We start from the raw sequence: 18,058 nt of genomic DNA, 5'->3' as shown, positions 1-18,058 counted from the left end.
CCGACGGAAGGTAGCGCGGAAGTGGGAGTCAGTCGTGGGAATCAGTAAGGTCCTGGTCGCCAATCGCGGCGAGATCGCCGTCCGAGTGATCCGCGCCGCAGCCGACGCCGGTCTGGTCAGTGTCGCCGTCTATGCCGAACCGGACGCCGATTCTCTCTTCGTCCAGCTGGCCGATGAGGCGTACGCCCTCGGCGGCAGCACCCCGGCTGACACCTATCTGGACATCGCGAAGATCATCGACGTCGCACGGCGCAGCGGTGCCGACGCCGTCCATCCCGGCTACGGCTTCCTCGCCGAGAACGCGGCCTTCGCGGCGGCGGTGATCGAGGCCGGGCTGACCTGGATCGGACCGCCGCCGTCAGCCATCGACGCTCTCGGCGACAAGGTGCAGGCCCGCCACATCGCTCAGAAGGTCGGCGCGCCGCTGGTGCCCGGGACCGCTGATCCGGTCCAGGATGCCGCCGAGGTGGTCGCCTTCGCGAATGAGCACGGGCTGCCGGTCGCGATCAAGGCAGCCTTCGGTGGCGGCGGCCGCGGGCTCAAGGTCGCCCGGACGCTCGAAGAGATCCCGGAGCTGTACGAGTCCGCGGTCCGTGAGGCGGTCAGCGCCTTCGGCCGCGGCGAGTGTTTCGTGGAACGGTTCCTTGATCATCCGCGGCACGTCGAGACCCAGTGTCTGGCCGACCAGCACGGCCACGTGATCGTGATCTCGACCCGGGACTGCTCGCTGCAGCGGCGCAACCAGAAGCTGGTCGAGGAGGCGCCGGCGCCGTTCCTCTCGTCCGAGCAGCTGGACACCCTCTACTCCGCGTCGAAGGCGATCCTCACCGAAGCCGGCTATGTCGGTGCCGGGACCTGTGAATTCCTGGTCGGCGTCGACGGGACGATCTCGTTCCTGGAGGTGAACACCCGGCTGCAGGTCGAACACCCGGTCTCGGAGGAGGTCACCGGGCTCGATCTCGTGCGGCTGATGTTCCGGGTCGCCGACGGTGAGGAACTGGCGATCGGCGATCCCGAGATCACCAAGCACTCGATCGAATTCCGGATCAACGCCGAGGATGCCGGCCGCAACTTCCTGCCGGCACCGGGAACCCTGACGACCTGGCAGCCGCCCTCCGGTCCCGGCGTCCGGGTCGATGAGGGCTACCGCGCCGGCATGACCGTTCCCGGCAGCTTCGACTCGCTGGTGGCCAAGATCATCGTCACCGGTGCGGACCGCGCCGAGGCGATCGCCCGGAGCCGGCGGGCGCTGGCCGAGTTGCAGATCTCCGGGATGCCGACGGTGCTGCCTTTCCACCGCGCTGTGGTGACCGATCCCGCCTTCGTCGCCGCCGACGGCAATTTCGCGGTGCACACCCGCTGGATCGAAACCGAGTTCGACAACCGGATCCCGCCGTACGACGGTCCGCTCGCCGACGCCCCCGAGGCGGTGGAGAAGACGACCGTGGTGATCGAGGTCAACGGCAAGCGGTTCGAGGTCGCGCTGCCGGCCGGTCTGGGCGCGACCGCCGGTCCCGCGGCCGCAGTTCCGGCGCGGGCCAGGAAACCGCGCCGGGAGCGTACGGCTGCTGCCGCCGTCTCCGGCAACGCGCTGACCTCGCCGATGCAGGGCACCATCGTCAAGATCGCTGTCGCCGACGGCGATCAGGTCGCCGAGGGTGACCTGATCGTCGTCCTCGAGGCGATGAAGATGGAGCAGCCGCTGTCGGCGCACCGGGCCGGCAGGATCAGCGGACTGTCCGCCGAGGTCGGGGCAACCGTGACCAGCGGCTCGGTGATCTGCGAGATCGTCGACTAGAGCAAGTCGGTCGCCGCCTCGATGCGGTTCACAGTCGTGTGCCGGAAGAAAGGTCGACCAGGCTGCGCTGGGCGGCGGAGCCGACACCGTGTCCGCGGGCCTCCGGCCGCAGCCAGATCCCGATCATCGGATTGCGGGAGCCGGCATTGGGACCCCAGTGCTGCCAGATCCAGCTGACGTCGCCGAGCAGCTTTGAGGTGACGGAGTCACAGATGGCCAGAGCGCCCTGCTCGGTCAGCCTCGGCGGCGGAGCCTCGGTCCGTGGACCATGTGCGGACCGAAGTCGTCGAAGGGCGAGTCACCGCCGCTGAGCCGGGAGAGATCTTCGACAGTGATGGGCCGGAGCACGGGGATCGCCATGGCCGGATGATCGCACATCGGCCGATCCGTCCCGCCACGCCAAGAAAGACTTAAATACTCGGTCCGGCGCCGGGGTCCCGCGAATTGCGTTGGCACACTGGAATTCATGGAATCGTTCGTCCTGCTGCTGGTCCTGATCGTGGTTGGTGGCAGTGCCCTGCTCTACAACCGCAAGCAGGCCAACCGGCGCGAGGCCGCGCGGCAGGCCGAGTTGGAGAGCCAGCTGTCGGTGTCCAAGCGCGCGGCCGACGAGGACGTGACCAAGTTCGGCGAGGAGTTGCAGCGACTGGACGTCGATGTCGCCGGTCGTCCGCTGGACGAAGCTATGCAGCAGGACTACCAGCGTGCGCTGGACGCGTACGAGGACGCCAAAACCTCGCTCGCCGCGGTCCGGCGGCCCGAGGAGATCCGGCACGTGACCGAGATCCTTGAGGACGGCCGCTACGGGATCGCCTGTGTGAAGGCGCGCGTCGCCAACCAGCCGTTGCCGCAGAAGCGGCCCCCGTGCTTCTTCAATCCCGCCCACGGACCGTCGACGCAGAATGTGCGCTGGGCGCCACCCGGCGGATCGGTCCGCGAGGTGCCCGCCTGCGCTGCCGATGCCGAGCGGGTCACCGCGGGCGCCGACCCATACATCCGCACCGTCCAGATGGGTGCCCGCCGGGTGCCGTACTGGGAGGGCGGCCCGGTCTACGCCCCGTGGGCCCAGGGCTACTACTCCAGTTGGCGCGGTTCGGACATGGTGACCGGCATGATGGTCGGCGGTCTGCTCTTCGGCGGGATGAATTCGATGGGCGGCCTGTTCAGCGGCCTGGGCAACGGGATCGGTGCGATCGGCGAAGGCGTCGGCGAGGGGCTCGAGGGCATCGGCGACGGGATCGGCGACGCCTTCGACGGCATCGGCACCATGTTCGGCGACATATTCGGCGACAACTGACGCAGGCTGCGGTATCTCTAGTTTGTCAGCCCATGCGCGCCGCACGGCAGGGAGGATTGCCGGCCCCGATCACTCGCGCAACCCTGCGCACTGTCCGTCCGAAGGACCTCGCGGGCTATTACTCTCAACCGCGGCCCGAGTTGGCACGGCTCGAACGCCAGGGTCTCGTACGACAACTGGCCCCGGGCTTCTACATGGCTCCGCCGGACGATGCGGCGGACGGCTGGACACCCACCATCGAAGCGGCCGGTCTGGCGATTGCGACCGCGGTGTTTGGCGCACGGGTTCCGATCCTTGACGGCGTAAGCGCCGCCAGAGTGCTCGGACTGCTGCCCCGCGCTGTCGGCATCGCGACTGTTGCGGTGCCGCGGCAGCACCGCCCCATCGACCTGAGCGGGGGAGGCACCATACGGTTCGTCAAGCGGTCGGTCCGCGATCTCGACGCACGTCTCACCCCGATCGATCGCATCGGACGGGGATTGATCGCTACCGAAGAACAGATCTTGATCGATCTCGCCCGGCGCGCGGGCGATGGATTGCTTGCACAGCAGGATCTTCGGGAAGTCAGCCGTGACCTGCTGGATCGGGTTGACCTGTCCGAGGTCCGGGCGCTTGCAGCTCGGCAACGCGGTGCGGCGCCGCTGCAGCGGCTCGTCGCCTCCCTTGGTGACGAGCCGTGACTCACCCAGCGTTCGATTCGGGACTCAGGTACGACGACCTGGAGCACACCCGTCGGGTCTTCGGTGTCGCCGAATCCCAAGTCATCCGCGATCATCTGACGACGGCGTGAGCGTGCAGGTCCAGCTCTTGCGGGCAACAGACTCTCCGAGCTTCCCACCGTCGGCTTCACTCTTGATCAACGATATTCCGACGCTCCGCCTGCCCGGCTGTCTGTGCTGACGCCCGAGGCGTTCGTCGTCTCCAAGACGGTCGCGTGGCTGGAGCGGAACACCCCTCGCGACCTGTACGGTCTGTGGGCGTTGAAGGAAGCAGGATTCCTCACAGCGACGGCAGCTGATCTCTACCGCAGTTGTGGCCCGACCGGTCATGTGCCTTCTCGGCTCGAGTTCCCGCCGCCGCCTTCCGAATCCGACTGGACCCACTCCTTGGGACAGCGGGAACGCATCAGATCGACCGCAGACCAGGATTTCCGGTCTGTGACCGATGCCTGGTCGAGTCTGGCGGCGGAACAGACAGCTCCCTGATCAGACGATCGGTGACCGCAACCGGTCGAGCAGTCCGGTCAGGATCTCCGATGTGCCGGCGTCGATCTTGAGAGTGGCAAGATCATCGCCGCGGGTGGCGCCTCGGTTGATGATGATCACCGGCTTGCCTGCCTTGGCATCGTGGCGAACGAATCGCAGCCCGCTCATCACCGCCAGCGAGGACCCCGCGACCAGCAAGAGCTCGGATTGATCGATCAGGTGATAGCAGCGCTGCACCCGCTCCTTCGGCACACTCTCGCCGAAGAAGATCACGTCCGGTTTCAGCACTCCCCCGCAGTTCATGCAGCGTGCGACGACGAAATCGCTCCAGTCGTCGACGACCGCGTCGCCGTCGGGCCGCAGCTCGGCGTGCCGCAGATCCTCTTCACTGGTGGCGATTCCCGGATTCAGGTCGAGCAGCCGCTGCTGGTAATCGGCCCTCGCAGTGACCTGTCCGCAGTCCAGGCAGATGACGTCGCTGATCCGGCCGTGCAGATCGATCACCGGATCGCTGCCGGCGTCATGGTGCAGCCCGTCGACGTTCTGAGTGATCACACCGTTGCAGCCGTACGCCTCCAGTTGCACAAGCGCCCGATGGCCCGCGTTGGGATCGGCGACCCGCATCCGTTGCCAGCCCAGGAAACTCCTGGCCCAGTAGCGTTGTCGGGCCTGCGCCGAACCGACGAACTCGCCGTAGAGCATCGGCATCGCGCGTGCCGACTCCGGACCGCGGTAGTCCGGGATCCCGCTGTCGGTGGAGAGCCCGGCCCCGGTCAGAGCCGTCCAGGTCCGGCTGGTGATCAAGGTCGTCAGCTCGTCGAGTTGATCATCCAGCGAGCGGGCCAGGAGATCGGGCCGGCTCGGGGCCCAGTCGGCGCCGAAGCGAAGGTTCGTGGCTCTCACGGGACCGTCGGCATCGTCGCGTGGCTGTGCAGCTGGCGTGCCGCCTCGGAGATCGAGCCGGACAGCGACGGGTAGACCGTGAAGTCCTTGGCCAGTTGATCAACGGTGATCCGCTGGGCGACGGCGACGGCCAGCGGGAAGATCAACTCGCTGGCCCGCGGTGCGACCACGACACCGCCGACGATGATGCCGGTGATCGGCAGGCAGAAGATCTTGACGAAGCCGTCGTGCAGACCCTGCATCTTGGCCCGGGCGTTGCCCTCCAGCGGCAGCAGCACCGGGACGGCATTGAACTCCCCCGAATCGATCCGATGCTGGCTGACGCCGACGGTGGCGATCTCCGGTGCGGTGAAGACGTTGGACGACACCGTCGCCAGATCCAGCGGGGAGACGGCGTCGCCGAGGGAGTGCCACATCGCGATCCGGCCCTGCATGGCCGCCACGGACGCCAGCATCAGCACCCCGGTACAGTCGCCGGCTGCGTAGACACCGCGGGCGGTCGTCCGGGACACCTTGTCGACGGTGATGAAACCGCGGTCGTCGGTCTGGACGCCGGCCTTTTCCAGCCCGAGTCCCTCGGTGTTGGGGATCGAGCCGACCGCGAGCAGGCAATGGGATCCGGTGACCGTGCGGCCGTCGGTCAGTGTGACGACAACCTGGTCCTGATCGCGGGTCACCGCTGCCGCCCGGGATTTGGCCATCACCTGCATGCCCCGCCGGGTCAGCACCTCCTCCAGCACCCGGGCCGCGTCGGGATCCTCACCCGGCAGCACCCGGTCCCGCGACGACACCAGCACGACCTCGGCACCGAGGGCGTGATAGGCACTGGCGAATTCCGCACCGGTGACACCCGAGCCGATCACGATCAGCCGCTGCGGCAGCTCCGGCAACTCGTACAACTGGGTCCAGCTGAGGATCCGCTCCCCGTCCGGTACGGCATCGGGCAGCACCCGCGGATGCGCGCCGGTCGAGATCAGCACCACATCCGCGTCGAAGCTGCGGAATCCGTCGGCGGTCTCGGCGATCACCCGCTCGGGCCCGTCCATCCGGCCGGAGCCCACGACGAGGTCGACGCCCGCGGTCCGGAGCCGGTCGGCGATGTCGGCGGACTGCTGACAGGCCAGCGCCAGCACCCGCTTGTTGACCGCGCCGAGATCGGCACTGATCTTGTCCGGACCGAACCGGATCCCCAGCTCGGCCGACTCCTTGACCTCGGTCATCACCTCGGCCGTGGCGATCAGTGTCTTGGACGGTACGCAGTCGGTGAGCACGCTGGCACCACCGATGCCCTCGCTGTCGATCAGCGTCACCCGGCCGCCCAGTTGAGCGCCGACCAGCGCTGCCTCGTAGCCGCCCGGACCGCCGCCGATGATCACCACATGCGTCACGTCACTCGATTGTTCCACGTCAGTGGCCGTGCGGCAGACTCACGCGGGTGACCACAGATTCCTGGGCCCGAACGATCCTGCAGGTCCTGGGCACCCGCTACCCGTACGCCACCGGCCACGCCTCGCGCTCGGCCGAGGATGTCGACGTCCGCCCGGATCGGCTGCATCCGGTCTTCCACGGCAGTTTCGACTGGCACTCCTCGGCCCACATGCAGTGGTCGGCGGTGAACCTGCTGACCCGGGACGATCTCGATCCCGCCCTGCGCGAGCAGCTCGTCGCCGAACTCGGCGGTCGACTGACACCCGAGAACGGGGAGGTCGAGGCGGCCTACCTGCGGAGCCGACCGGGTTACGAGCGCCCGTACGGCTGGGCCTGGGTGGCGATGCTGGCCGCAGCGGTAGAAACCTCCCGGACCCCCGAGGCCGTCCGCTGGCAGCCGGCGACCGCGGCCATCGCCGACGTGATCGCGACCAACCTGGTCGGCTGGCTGCCGAAGCTCAGTTATCCGGTCCGGCACGGCGTGCATTCCAACACCGCCTTCGCGCTCACCCTGGCGCTGAATGCGTACGAGATCCTGGACCGGTCCGACGTCACCGAGCTGATCACCGAGCGCGCGACGACCTGGTTCGGAGCCGACCGCGACTACCCGAGCCGGTGGGAGCCGAGCGGCAGTGACTTCCTGTCCCCGGCGCTCTGCGAGGCGGAGCTGATGAGCCGGGTGCTGCCCGACGAAGACTTCCGTCCGTGGTTGGCCGGATTCCTGCCCGGACTCGGCGCACCTCGCGACATCCTGCTGCACACTCCGGTCGTGCTCGACCGCGAGGACGGGCAATCGGTCCACCTGTTCGGTCTGGCCCTGTCCCGGGCCTGGCTGCTCCGCTCGCTGTCACGCTTCGTCGACGCGGAGCGCGGCAACCGGATGCGGGTCGCTGCCGACCGGCTGGTGGCGGCCGCCGGTTCACAGATCTCCGGCGGCGACTTCATGTCGACCCACTGGCTGGTCAGCTTCGCCCTGCTCGCGGAATCTGCTGATCCAGCCACTCGATGATCGGCTGCCACTCCGGCCCGGGCGTCCAATCCACACGGATGAACTCGTCGCCCTCGGGCAGCCCATCGGCCAATAGTCCCTGGTCGGCGATGGTGCTGCTGCCGAGGTAACGGCGCAGGTCTTCCAGGGTCGGCGCGCTGCGGGCGCCGCCCAGGGACTGCACCGACAGCGCGGCACAGAGATTGGCCAGCCGCAGCCGCTGGTCCAATTCCCAGTTGTAGTCGTAGCTGGCCATCAACGCCGCAACGAAAACGTCGCCGGCGCCGGTGGGATCGGCGGCCCGGGTCGGGACGGCCGGCACCTCGACAAGATCATCAGTGCTACGTCGGTAGGCGATCACGCCGTCGCGGCCCCGGGTCACCACAGCAAGCTCCACGTACTCGCCCAGCTTGCGGGCGGCATCGGCCGCCGTGCCGCAGCGGGTGTAGTTCATCGCCTCGAGATCATTGGGTACGAACACGTCGACCTGCTCGAGTCGATCAAGGATCCCCGAGCTCCACAGTCCGGACTCGTCCCAGCCGACCCCGCCGTAGATCATCGTCCCCTGATCGCGCAGCCGGCGGACCCAGGGCCGCAGGTTGCCGTCCACACTGACGTGCGCCGCGCCGACCGTCGGCGCGCCGACCGGCCAGTCGAGGTTGCACTCGTCCTCGGCATAGGTGACGAACCGGCGATCATGCGGCCCGGTCATAGCAGCAGTGACCGGCGTCTGGTAGCCGTGCCGTTCGGCGATCCAGCCGAGGTCGAGATTGTCCTCCCGGGCAAGGGATCCACGGATGGTGCTGCCGAGCAGGTCGTCGCCGAGCTCGGACAACAGCGCCGTACGCCGCCGCAGCCGGGCGGCCGCCACGGCAGGATTGGCGGCGCCGCCGGGTGAGATCGCGAAGCCGTCGGCATACACTTCGGTGCCCGCCTCGGGATTGGTGACGCCCGCGAAGACCAGGTCGCAGAAGATCGCGCCGGTGAACAACAGGTCGATCACCGGCGGCGTCACAGGGTCCTGGTCGCTCACAGTCGCTATATGCTGCCAGAAGGTGTGCTGCGACGACGGAGTACCCGCCGCCGGGCCCTGGAGGTTTGTTCGACCCGAGGGAGGCAGTTCGTGACAGCAAGTGCGCAGGAACAGGCGCCGGTCATCAGCCTGGTGCCGGCCCGCATGGACCGGCTGCCCTGGACCAGATTCCATTGGTCGGTGGTGATGGGCCTCGGGGTGAGCTGGATCCTCGACGGCCTGGAGATCCAGCTGGTCTCCGCCGGCGGCTTCGCGACCACGTTCCACATGAGCGCGTCGCAGGTCGGCTTCACCGCGACCGTCTACCTGATCGGCCAGGTGCTCGGAGCCTTGATCTTCGGCCGGATGACCGACTCGATCGGCCGGAAGCGCCTGTTCATCCTGACCCTGGCGATCTACCTGGCCGGCAGCGGCTTGGCCGGATTCTCGTTCAACATCACCATGTTGTGGCTCTTCCGCTTCATCGCCGGAATGGGCATCGGCGGCGAGTACACGGCGATCAACTCCGCGATCGACGAGTTGATCCCGTCGCGCTATCGCGGTCGCGTCGACATCGCCGTCAACGGCACCTACTGGGGTGGCGCCGCCATCGGCGCGGTGGCGACGATCGCCACCCAGAATCTCTTCAGCACCAACTGGGCCTGGCGGATCGGCTTCTTCATCGGCCCGGTGCTCGGCCTGATCATCATCTACTTGCGGCGTTCGATCCCGGAGAGCCCGCGGTGGCTGCTGACCCACGGCCGGGCGGCTGAAGCTGACCGGACGGTCGACGAGATCGAGGCCCGGGTCCGAAGTCGAGGTGTCCAACTGCCGCCAGTGCCGCAGGAGAAGGCGATGGCGGTCATCGATTACCCGCGGGTGCCGTTGGGCCAGCTGGTGCACATCTTCGTCCGCCAGTATCCCCGGCGTACCATCCTGGGCCTGACGATGATGATCACCCAGTCCTTCCTCTACAACGCGATCTTCTTCTCGCAGGGCAATGTGCTCAAGGGCTTCTACGGCATCAGCGAGGCCAATGTCGGCTACTTCTTCTTCCCCTTCGCGATCGGCAACCTGGCCGGACCACTGGTGCTGGGCCATCTGTTCGACACCATCGGCCGAAGAAAGATGATCTTCGCCACCTATCTGATCTCCGGTTTGGTGCTGGCCGTATCGGCGTTCCTGTTCCAGGCCGGGCTCCTGAACGCGACCACCCAGACGATCTTCTGGTGCGTGTCGTTCTTCTTCGCGTCAGCAGGAGCCTCGTCGGCGTATCTGACCGTCAGCGAGATCTTCCCGCTGGAGGTACGCGGCCAGGCGATCTCGTACTTCTTCTGCATCGGCCAGGCGGCAGGCGCCACCGCGCCGGTCATCTACGGTGCGCTGATGGGCGACTTCAGCAGCCGCGGTCCGCTGACGATCGGCTACCTGATCGGCGCCGCCGTGATGATCATCGGCGGTGTGGTCGCGCTGGCGCTGGGAATCAACGCCGAAGGCCAGTCACTGGAGGACGTGGCCGACCCGTTGTCCAAGGTCACACTGCCGAACGCTGCGTGAGGCGATCATGACGTCACAACCAGAGGAACAAGGTGCAGAACAGGACCGCCGGCTGATCGTGGTCGGCGTCAGCCGGACCAGTCATTCGCCGGTGGCACTGCGCTGGGCGGCCGACGCCGCCGAGCGATACGACGCGGATCTGCTGGCCGTCCGCGCCTGGCGCCCGTCTCGTCCACCGGCGGCGCCCGGCCGGCCGCCGGCGGTCTCCCGCGACGTGGACGCCGAACGCACCCATGCAGAGGCCGCCCTGGCCGACGATGTCAGCCAGACCCTCGGCCCCGGCCATCGGGCCCACTGCGAGATCCGCGAAGGCACGCCGTCGGCGGTGCTGATCGCACTGTCGCAGGCGGCGGATCTGCTGGTGATCGACGCGCCTCGGCGGACCGATTTCGGTAACTCGCCGGGGCTCGCGAACCGGCTCGTCTACCAGGCCGTCTGCCCGGTCGTGGTGATGCCGCCGCGGATCTCCCAGTCGCCGGACAGCCCGCTGGTCGCCGCCGGGAAGTGGCTGGCCCGCGGGATCATGGAGTCGGCCGCGATCGCCGGCAGGCCGGGCATCCGGCCACCGGCGCAGGGACGCGACGTGCCGGTCAGTGACCTGCACCGAAGTGACGCTCCTGGCAGTGACGAGTAGCGGCACCCGACGTGATCTAGTCTGTGGCGCGTGACTGACCTGACCACGGGCGATGTCAGCAGGGACCCGTTGCGCGCCGCCGCCGAGGCCGCCGAAGCCGTACGCGACCGGCTCGGCACCGATGCCGTCGATCTCGGCTTTGTGCTCGGTTCCGGCTGGAGTGCCGGTGTGGACGCGATCGGCGAGACGCTCGCCGAGGCGCCGCTGGCCGAATTGCCCGGCTTCAGCCGGCCTGTCGTTGCCGGTCACGGTGGGATGTTGCGCCTGGTCCGGACTCCGGCCGGCAAACGGGCCCTGCTGTTCACCGGCCGGACGCACTTCTACGAGGGACGCGGCGTCGAGGCGGTCGTGCACGGCGTCCGGACGCTTGCAGCGCTCGGCGGGACGGTGCTGGTGCTGACCAACGGCTGCGGCGGCCTGGATCCGACGCGTGGACCCGGCACCCCGGTGCTGATCGGCGACCATCTCAACCTGACCGGCCAGTCGCCGCTGCGGGGCGCCACCTTCATCGATATGACACAGGCCTATCCGAAGCGGCTTCGTGATCTTGCCCGTTCGGTCGCCCCGGAGCTCACCGAAGGCGTCTACGCCCAGTTCCGCGGACCGCAGTACGAGACCCCGGCCGAGGTGCGGATGGCGGGCGCTCTGGGCGCGGACCTGGTCGGCATGTCGACGGCGCTGGAGACGATCGCCGCCCGCGAGGCGGGACTGGAGGTGCTGGGCATCTCGTTGATCACCAACCTGGCTGCCGGCATCTCCCCCCAGCCGCTCAGCCACGCCGAGGTGGTGCAGGCCGGACTCGACGCCGGGCCCCGCCTGCGCGATCTGTTGTCCCGGCTCGCGGGCGTGCTGTGAGGGTCGGGCGTGATCGACACTGATCGGGTGCGGGCCTGGCGTGATCAGGATCCCGACCCGTCGACCGTCGCCGAACTCGACGACCTGGTACGGCGTTCTGACGCCGGCGACCAGGACGCCCGGGACGAGCTGACCGACGCGTTCTCGGGCCGGCTGCGGTTCGGCACTGCCGGGCTACGCGGAGCGATGGGCCCTGGGCCGAACCGGATGAACCGGGTCACCGTCAGCCAGGCCGCAGCTGGACTGGCCCGCTACCTCGCCGACCAAGGACTGACGGGCGGCCGGGTGATCATCGGCTACGACGCCCGGCACAAGTCATCGTTGTTCGCCACCGACAGCGCTGAGATCCTTACGGCGGCGGGATTCCGGCCGCTGCTCACCGACAGACCGACGCCCACGCCGGTGGTCGCCTTCGGCATCAAGCATTTCGGCTGCGTCGCCGGCGTCGTCGTCACCGCATCTCACAATCCAGGTCAGGACAACGGCTACAAGGTCTATCTCGGGGACGGCTCGCAGATCGTGCCGCCCACCGATGGGGAGATCGCCGCGCGGATCGACGAGATCGCCGCCACGCCACTGTCGGAGGTGCCCCGCGCGCGGGATTACCAGCTGGTCGGTCCCGAACTGGTCGGCGGCTACCTGGACCGGGCAGTCGGGTTGATCATGCCGGACACGCCGCGCGAGCTGAGGTGGGTCTTCACCCCCATGCATGGCGTCGGCAAGCCGATCGTCGACGAGTTGATCAGCCGTACCGGCTTCAGCCCGCCGATCGTCGTCCGGGAGCAGGCCGAGCCCGATCCCGACTTCGGGACCGTGCCGTTCCCCAATCCGGAGGAGCCCGGTGCTCTTGATCTTGCGATCGCCGCCGCCGAGCGGGCCGACGCGGAGCTGGTGATCGCCAACGATCCCGACGCCGATCGCTGCGCGGTGGCGGTTCCCGGTCCGGCGGGCTGGCGGATGCTGCGCGGCGATGAGCTCGGAGTGCTACTGGCCGACGATACGCTGCGGCGCGGTGCGCCGGGAACGTACGCCTGCTCGATCGTCTCCGGCTCGCTGCTGCGCACCCTGGCCACCGACCATGATCAGCCGTTCCGCTCCACCCTGACCGGTTTCAAGTGGATCGGGCGGGTGCCCGATCTGGTCTTCGGTTACGAGGAGGCGATCGGCTACTGCGTGGACCCGACCACCGTCCCGGACAAGGACGGGATCACTGCCCTGCTTCGAGTGCTGGCACTCGCCGCGACACTGAAGGCCGACGGTCGTACGCTCTCGGACCGGCTGGATGATCTTGCTCTGCGGTACGGGGTGCACGAGACCGACCAACTCACGGTCCGGGTCGATGATCCCGCTGTCATCACCCGGATGATGGGCCGGCTACGTACCGATCCACCGATGACGCTGGTCGGGCAGCCGGTCGTCGTCCGCGATCTGGACCAGGGAATCGATCTTGGACCGGACGGCGTCCTGCCACCGACAGACGGCATTCTGTTTACCGGGGAGTCGATCAAGGTCGTGGCCCGACCCTCGGGCACCGAACCCAAGCTCAAGTGCTATCTCGAGGCCCGGGTGCCGACCGACGATCGGTCCCTCGATGAGGCACGCCGCAGAGCAGCCGAGCTGCTCACGGGTCTCCGCCGGCAGATGAGCGCTGCGCTGGGCGTCGACTGACCGGCTCCCCGGTCACGGTCGGACGCCGCTGCCGGGTCCGCCGGCACCACCGACCCCGTTGACACCGAACAGGTGATTCTGGTCAAGCCTGCTGCCGTTGCGGCGCCCGCGCCCCCACCCCAGTACGGCCCGGTAAGAGCCGAGAGCGCCGGCGGCGATCTGGGCCTGCTCATCGGCCTGGTCGCTGCCGGCCGGGACAGGATGGTCGAACGGCGCGACGTACAGCGCATCGGTCGGGCAGTACGCCTCGCAGAGGAAGCAGCTCTGGCAGTCGACCTGCCGGCTGATCACCGGGATCCCGTCGGCACCGCGATCGAAGACGTTCATCGGGCAGACCCTGATGCACACGTCGCAGCTGACGCAGCGGTCCTTGCTGACGATCTCGATCATGAAGCCAGCCGTTCGTCAGCCCCGGTCTCCGGGCGGTTCCAGATCTCGTCCAGACCGCCGACGACGATCCGGTAGTTCTGGTCGCCGAGCTCGGGATAGTCCAGCCTGCGGTGCATCGACCGGGATTCGCGCCGATACAGGGCTGAGGCGGTGATCCAGCGCAGGTGCGCGATCATCGCCGCCGCCTGGCGGTCGCGGAGCGCGTCCCGGCCATCGGTTCGTCCGCCGAGCTCCGCTCGAGCCGTCTGCCACAACCCGTCGGTGATCTTCTCGGTGATCAACAGCTCCTCACCGGTGCGTCGTACGGTCAGCGCGGGTGGCAGGATCCGGTCCTGGGTGGCGGTGATCAACTCGTCGGCGAGCTCAGGCTCGGCCGTACCGGATCGTTCCGGCCGCAGCCCGACCCGGCCGTCCGGCCGCAGTTCGGCGGTCCGCAGCCCGCGCGCGGCGGCGAAGCGGGCTGCGCCGCGCCCGGCGAAGGTGCCCGACGAGATCGCCCACGAGCCGTTGTACGCGCCACCGCCACTGATCCCGCCGGTGATCAACTCCCGGGTGGCGACATCGCCGGCCGCGAAGAGTCCCGGCACCGTCGTCTGGCATTCCGGGCCGGCGACCCGGAGACCACCGGTACCGCGGATGGTGCCCTCGTAGACCATTCGCAGCGGATACCGGTCCCGGAAGACGTCGATGCCCGCCTTCTCCAGCGGGACGAAGTAGTTCGGCTGGCTGTAGCGCATCATGTCCCGAAGATTCTCGGGAACCCCTTCGAGGCTGGCGAAGACCTGCTGGCCGGCGATCTCCCGCGCCATCGCGATCCCCCGCACCGAGCCGCCCGGCGGAATGTCGATCCTGGCCCCGTCGGCCTCGTACAAGGTGGCGAACTGCAGCATCCGGCCCTTGGTGTGGACGCCCCAGGCAGCCGACGGCCCGTAGTGGGTGGAGAACTCCATCCCGGACAGCTCCGCACCTGCCTCCGCGGCCATCAGATGGCCGTCCCCGGTGTCGGGGTTGGTGCCGAAGGTCCCGGACAGGAATGCGCACCCGCCGGTCGCCAGCACCACGGCTCCGGCCGCGATCTCCCAGCGGCGGCCGCCGTCCTGGCGGGCGATGCCGGCCGCCCCGGCGACCACGCCGTCGGCGTCGATCAACAACTCCAGCGCCGGATGATGATCAAGGATCTGCACCCCGGCACGGTGGATCCGCCGACGCATCCGCCGCAGGTACTCCGGACCCTGCAGGCTGCTGCGCCGCTGGATCCCGTCGTCGTCGACCGGGAACGGATATCCCCAGTCGGAAAGATCGAACAGCCGGTCCCAGGTGGTGGACACGACCCGTTCCATCCATTCCTGGTCGACCAAGCCCTGGGCCTGGTCGGCCTTCTTGCGGATCGATGCTTCCCGCTTGGGCCCGGGCGGGACGTACCAGAGATTGTTGCCGCTGGCTGCCGCCGCACCGCTGGCACCGCAGTAGCCCTTGTCGACAAGGATCACCCGGGCTCCGGCGGTGACCGCGGACTCGGCGGCCCAGGTCGCCGCCGGGCCGCCGCCGACCACCAGCACGTCGGTCTGCATCATGCGGCGCTCCCGATCTCCTCGGTGACTCCGAGTTCGGCCAGCAGCCGCTCCCGCAACGCTGCGAAGCCCGCGGCGTTGCGCGAGCGGGGCACCGGGATGTCGACCCCGATCTCCAGTGACAGCACACCGTCGGAGAGCACGACGATCCGATCGGCCAGCAGGATCGCCTCGTCCACGTCGTGGGTGACGTGCAGGACTGCCGGGCGGTGCCGGCCCCACAGGTCGCGCAGCAGTTGATACATCTTGATCCGGGTCAGCGCGTCCAGCGCACCGAACGGCTCGTCCAGCAACAACAGCTGCGGTTCACGGACCAGGGCACGGGCCAGCGAGACTCGCTGGGCCTCGCCGCCCGACAAGGTCAGCGGCCAGGACTTCTCCTTGGCCGCCAGGCCGACCTCGGCCAACGCGTCCCGGGCCCGTACGACCGCATCCGGACCACGCAGCGCGAACACCACGTTGTCCAGGGTCCTTCGCCACGGCAGCAGCCGCGGATTCTGGAAGACCACCGCACGCTCGGCCGGCGCCAGCACTACGCCGCCGACCTCGGTGTCCAGGCCGGCCAACACCCGCAACAGCGTGCTCTTGCCCGAGCCGCTGTGGCCGAGCATGGCGACGAACTCGCCGCGCCCGATCGACAGATCGACCCCGCGCAGCACCTCTTGATCGCCGAAGGTACGGTTGAGATCGCTGATCTCGACCGCCAGATCGGTCCTGCGATCCTGGTCAGGCACCGGTCACACTCCTTGGAATCCGTTGCGCCAGCCGAGGAGCTGCCGCTCCAGGAAGCGGACCAGCGCATAGCTGAGCAGCCCGACGGCCGCGTAGATGAAGATGATCAACAGCGATACGTCGAACTGCAGCATGGTCTGCGCGCGCTGCATCAGGAAGCCGATGCCCTGGGTGGCGTTGATGCTCTCGGCGAAGATCAGGCTCAGCCACGCACTGCTCAGCCCGACCCGCAGACCGACCAGAAAGTTCGGCATCGCGCCGGGCAAGATCACCTGGCTGATCAACTGCCGGCGGGAGGCCCGCAGCGTACGGGCCACCTCGACCAGCTGGCTGTCCACGCCGCGGATTCCGCTGTAGGTGTTGATGTAGATGTGGATCGCAACACCGATCGTGATCAGGGTGATCTTGGGCGCCTCGTCGATACCCATCCAGATGATCAACAGCGGGGTGAGGGCGAAGCTCGGCACCGCCTTGAACAACTGCATCACCGGATCGAGAAGGTCCTCACCGATCCGGGTCAGGCCGGCGGCCAGCGCGATGATCACCCCGATCACGATGCCCAGCACGGTGCCTTCGAGGACGCGGATCAACGACCGGCCGACATTGGCCTGCAGCTGACCGGTCTCGATCAGGTTCCAGGCAGCCCGGGCGACCTGGACCGGGCCCGGGAAGAGCTGCGCATCCAGCAGACCGCTGCCCGAAGCGACCGCCCAGGCCAGCAACAGGATCACCGGGCCGGCCAGCCGCCGCAGCCACCGGGGCACCAGCCGCCGGCGCGCGCGATTGGACGCTGCGGTGAGCTCCACCAGACCGGCTGTTGCCGACGGAGTTGCCGGATCGGGTCGGGTGCCGGCGACCGTCCGGGCACCGGCCGATGCGACGGTCGTCATGACTGATCACCTGAGCTCTCGGCCACCCAGTCGGCGACCTTGTAGGGCTTCTTGATGTCGCCCTGTTTCTCCAGGAAGTCCAGCGACGTCTGCAGTTCGGCGATCCCGGCGGCCGGATACGGCTCGGTGTTGAAGGTCTTGCGGTCTGTGCCCTTGCGCTCGAGAGCGACCGAGATGCCGTCCAGCTGGGAGACCCAAGTCAGGTAGTCGTCGAAATGCCCCAGGATGTCTCTGTTGATGCTGACGATGGCGTTCTGCCACGCCTTCTCGAAGCCCGGATGCTTGCTGACGAAGGATTTCAGTGCGACATCGGTGCCGACGCCACCGAGGCCCTTGTGCTTGGACAACCGGTCCAGGACGGGATAGCCCTGCTGGGTCAGCGTGTACGCGTCCGCACCGCCGAGCACCGTCCCGGCGATCTTGCCGGACTTCAGCGCGGCCAAGGCCTGCGGCGTGCCGAGATTGCTGACGGTGACCCTCGTCGTCAGCCCGGCCAGATCGAGCAGCTGCCGGATCGACCGGTCCCGTTGCGTCCCGGTCGCCGCTGCCACCGACTTGCCTGCCAGCCCCTGGATCGTGGTCGGGCCGCCCTTGGCTCCGACCAGCCACATGTCCTCGTTGTAGGAGTCCAGCGACAACAACGTCACATCGCCGCCGTTGCCCTTGGACGACAGACCCGGTGTGTCCCCCACGGCGGCCACGTCAACCGCGCCGGCCAGCAGGGCCGAGACGATGTCGGCGCCGGACTGGAAGTAGGAGTACTTGATGTTGGTCACGCCGGCCGCCGCAAGATCGGACTTGAGGATCCCCTTCTTGTCCCCCCAGCCGATGTTGCCGGCCGGGGTCCCGGTCGTCGAAGTCGTACCGATCCGCAGCGTGTAGCCCTCGGCCCCCGACGACTGGGCAGACGACCCGCCGCCGCTGCAGGCAGCCAGGACCGCCATGCCCGTGGTGGCCAGCAGCACCGCCACGGCGCGCGCGAGTTTCTTCATGGACAGCATTCCCCTCATCGGTACCGACAACCCGACCGAGTATTACCCGGTTTCCCGCCCTTTTTAATAGGGTTTCATTCCGTGGACAACTCTGCCACCCGCGGGCCATCTGGTTGGGACCCGAGACTTTCGTGCCGT

General features: G+C 68.3%; 17 protein-coding genes and 1 pseudogene. 9 read left to right on the top strand and 9 right to left on the bottom strand.

The genetic code is table 11. The features are described 5' to 3' along the window. Positions 1-34 precede the first annotated feature (34 nt). Entirely contained in the window at positions 35-1,798 is a 1,764-nt protein-coding gene (locus IEY07_RS20400) for an acetyl/propionyl/methylcrotonyl-CoA carboxylase subunit alpha (RefSeq protein WP_229670406.1), read from the top strand. 234 nt (positions 1,799-2,032) lie between these two features. Here the strand turns inward: IEY07_RS20400 and IEY07_RS24525 are convergent, their stop codons facing one another. Next, positions 2,033-2,158 (bottom strand): hypothetical protein, encoded by a 126-nt coding sequence (locus tag IEY07_RS24525; RefSeq protein WP_268239249.1) that lies wholly within the window; start codon positions 2,156-2,158, stop codon positions 2,033-2,035. A gap of 106 nt (positions 2,159-2,264) precedes the next feature. On the opposite strand from IEY07_RS24525, the gene IEY07_RS20395 reads away from it, so the two are divergent. The 3 genes and pseudogenes from IEY07_RS20395 to IEY07_RS24865 all read left to right on the top strand — a co-directional run. After that, positions 2,265-3,095 (top strand): hypothetical protein, encoded by an 831-nt coding sequence (locus IEY07_RS20395; RefSeq protein WP_188897322.1) that lies wholly within the window; start codon positions 2,265-2,267, stop codon positions 3,093-3,095. A gap of 194 nt (positions 3,096-3,289) precedes the next feature. Further along, positions 3,290-3,775 carry a type IV toxin-antitoxin system AbiEi family antitoxin gene (locus IEY07_RS20390; RefSeq protein ID WP_188897320.1) on the top strand — a complete coding sequence of 162 codons (486 nt, stop codon included), beginning with the start codon at positions 3,290-3,292 and terminating at the stop codon, positions 3,773-3,775. A gap of 165 nt (positions 3,776-3,940) precedes the next feature. Further along, positions 3,941-4,300: pseudogene (locus tag IEY07_RS24865) on the top strand (nucleotidyl transferase AbiEii/AbiGii toxin family protein); the annotation flags it as partial. Here the strand turns inward: IEY07_RS24865 and IEY07_RS20380 are convergent. Both IEY07_RS20380 and IEY07_RS20375 read right to left on the bottom strand, forming a co-directional pair. Continuing rightward, positions 4,301-5,203 (bottom strand): NAD-dependent protein deacetylase, encoded by a 903-nt coding sequence (locus IEY07_RS20380; RefSeq protein ID WP_229670404.1) that lies wholly within the window; start codon positions 5,201-5,203, stop codon positions 4,301-4,303. Further along, entirely contained in the window at positions 5,200-6,591 is a 1,392-nt protein-coding gene (locus IEY07_RS20375; protein WP_188897318.1) for an NAD(P)H-quinone dehydrogenase, read from the bottom strand. Before IEY07_RS20375 ends, IEY07_RS20380 begins: the two co-directional genes overlap by 4 nt. 47 nt (positions 6,592-6,638) lie before the next feature. On the opposite strand from IEY07_RS20375, the gene IEY07_RS20370 reads away from it, so the two are divergent. Continuing rightward, on the top strand, positions 6,639-7,640 hold the full coding sequence (locus IEY07_RS20370; protein WP_188897316.1) for a DUF2891 family protein: 1,002 nt from the start codon (positions 6,639-6,641) through the stop codon (positions 7,638-7,640). Here IEY07_RS20370 and IEY07_RS20365 read toward each other — a convergent pair. Further along, positions 7,594-8,652: a carbohydrate kinase family protein gene (locus IEY07_RS20365; protein ID WP_188897314.1), complete on the bottom strand. Its 1,059-nt coding sequence runs from the start codon at positions 8,650-8,652 to the stop codon at positions 7,594-7,596. The genes IEY07_RS20370 and IEY07_RS20365 overlap by 47 nt on opposite strands. A 90-nt stretch (positions 8,653-8,742) precedes the next feature. Here IEY07_RS20365 and IEY07_RS20360 point away from each other — a divergent pair, with 90 nt between their 5' ends. Genes IEY07_RS20360 through IEY07_RS20345 form a run of 4 tightly spaced genes read left to right on the top strand, consistent with a single transcriptional unit; the run spans position 8,743 to position 13,345 of the window. Next, entirely contained in the window at positions 8,743-10,188 is a 1,446-nt protein-coding gene (locus tag IEY07_RS20360) for an MFS transporter (protein ID WP_373288899.1), read from the top strand. Between the two features lie 7 nt (positions 10,189-10,195). After that, positions 10,196-10,822 carry a universal stress protein gene (locus tag IEY07_RS20355; RefSeq protein WP_188897312.1) on the top strand — a complete coding sequence of 209 codons (627 nt, stop codon included), beginning with the start codon at positions 10,196-10,198 and terminating at the stop codon, positions 10,820-10,822. 39 nt (positions 10,823-10,861) lie between these two features. After that, complete coding sequence (locus IEY07_RS20350; RefSeq protein ID WP_188897422.1) at positions 10,862-11,677, top strand: purine-nucleoside phosphorylase; 816 nt, start codon at positions 10,862-10,864, stop codon at positions 11,675-11,677. 9 nt (positions 11,678-11,686) lie between these two features. Beyond that, positions 11,687-13,345: a phospho-sugar mutase gene (locus tag IEY07_RS20345; RefSeq protein WP_188897310.1), complete on the top strand. Its 1,659-nt coding sequence runs from the start codon at positions 11,687-11,689 to the stop codon at positions 13,343-13,345. Positions 13,346-13,357: 12 nt separating this feature from the next. Here the strand turns inward: IEY07_RS20345 and IEY07_RS20340 are convergent, their stop codons facing one another. The 5 genes from IEY07_RS20340 to IEY07_RS20320 are packed head-to-tail and all read right to left on the bottom strand — an operon-like array spanning position 13,358 to position 17,920. Then, positions 13,358-13,735: a 4Fe-4S dicluster domain-containing protein gene (locus tag IEY07_RS20340; protein WP_188897308.1), complete on the bottom strand. Its 378-nt coding sequence runs from the start codon at positions 13,733-13,735 to the stop codon at positions 13,358-13,360. Next, positions 13,732-15,309, bottom strand: a complete 1,578-nt coding sequence (locus IEY07_RS20335; RefSeq protein WP_188897306.1) for an FAD-binding protein — start codon at positions 15,307-15,309, stop codon at positions 13,732-13,734. Before IEY07_RS20335 ends, IEY07_RS20340 begins: the two co-directional genes overlap by 4 nt. Continuing rightward, the gene (locus tag IEY07_RS20330) at positions 15,306-16,040 is read right to left on the bottom strand and encodes an ABC transporter ATP-binding protein (protein ID WP_188897304.1); all 735 of its coding nucleotides are present in this window, start codon (positions 16,038-16,040) and stop codon (positions 15,306-15,308) included. The genes IEY07_RS20335 and IEY07_RS20330 overlap by 4 nt, the downstream gene beginning before the upstream one ends. Positions 16,041-16,043: 3 nt before the next feature. Next, positions 16,044-16,928, bottom strand: coding sequence for an ABC transporter permease (locus IEY07_RS20325; protein WP_188897302.1), 885 nt, complete (start codon positions 16,926-16,928; stop codon positions 16,044-16,046). Next, the gene (locus IEY07_RS20320) at positions 16,925-17,920 is read right to left on the bottom strand and encodes an ABC transporter substrate-binding protein (protein ID WP_188897299.1); all 996 of its coding nucleotides are present in this window, start codon (positions 17,918-17,920) and stop codon (positions 16,925-16,927) included. Before IEY07_RS20320 ends, IEY07_RS20325 begins: the two co-directional genes overlap by 4 nt. Positions 17,921-18,058 lie beyond the last annotated feature (138 nt).

Source organism: Microlunatus endophyticus, assembly GCF_014646195.1.
Lineage (GTDB): Bacteria > Actinomycetota > Actinomycetes > Propionibacteriales > Propionibacteriaceae > Microlunatus > Microlunatus endophyticus.
This window is presented reverse-complemented; position numbering and strand designations above follow the sequence as displayed.